Raw genomic sequence first — 649 nt, forward strand, 5'->3', positions numbered from 1 at the left:
GGGCGCAGCCGCTTGAGCTACCTGATGGCTCCGCGCCTGCGCCCATTGCTCATGCCGCCGAATGATGACACACAAAAGGGGAACAAGCTCGACTTACGAGTGGCCCTGAAAAAAGGGGCAGGTCAGTCCACACCGACGAACTGCGGTCTTACCAGAACCGCGTCGGCGCGCATTACATCCACCGGACTGTGAACCACGGCAACGGCGAGTATGCCACCCCTGACGGGATCAGCACCAACGCGATTGAGAGCTTCTTCAGCCACCTGAAACGGTCCATCGCTGGCACCCACACCAGCGTGTCGCACAAGCATCTTGAGCGTTACGTCAAGGAGTTCGAGTACCGCTTCAATCGTCGGATGGCCCCCGAGACGATGCTGGCAGAGTTGCTTTCCCGCTTCCCTGGTCTTGATGCTTGATCACTTCATCCAGCTTGTCGAGGTCGCCCTCCGGGTCGGCCTCGTGCTCCTTGATGAAGTCGTCAATCTTGCCCTTTTGGCGGGCCTTCTTGAGGTTGGTCATTACTTAGGGTCAGGACCCATTGATTTCAGCCGAGCATCGTGATTCACCGCCTGAAAACAGAGCGGTGACATGTCTGATCTTTACTGGCTGAGCGACGCGCAGATGGCGCGTCTGGAACCCTATTTTCCGA

Annotated in this window: 3 protein-coding genes; 2 read left to right on the forward strand and 1 reads right to left on the reverse strand. The window is 57.8% G+C overall.

The window, feature by feature from the left end:
* Together DDZ14_RS20095 and DDZ14_RS20350 are read left to right on the forward strand one after the other, a co-directional pair.
* Window positions 1-192 (forward strand): hypothetical protein (locus DDZ14_RS20095; protein ID WP_233252662.1); only part of this gene is annotated, 192 nt, incomplete at its 5' end.
* Entirely contained in the window at window positions 141-416 is a 276-nt protein-coding gene (locus DDZ14_RS20350) for a transposase (protein WP_369915405.1), read from the forward strand. The genes DDZ14_RS20095 and DDZ14_RS20350, both read left to right, overlap by 52 nt.
* Here DDZ14_RS20350 and DDZ14_RS19820 read toward each other — a convergent pair.
* Window positions 346-519, reverse strand: a complete 174-nt coding sequence (locus DDZ14_RS19820) for a hypothetical protein (RefSeq protein WP_158275577.1) — start codon at window positions 517-519, stop codon at window positions 346-348. The genes DDZ14_RS20350 and DDZ14_RS19820 overlap by 71 nt on opposite strands.
* Between the last annotated feature and the right edge of the window lie 130 nt (window positions 520-649).

This window comes from Maritimibacter sp. 55A14 (genome assembly GCF_003122205.1).
Taxonomy (GTDB): Bacteria; Pseudomonadota; Alphaproteobacteria; order Rhodobacterales; family Rhodobacteraceae; genus QEYE01.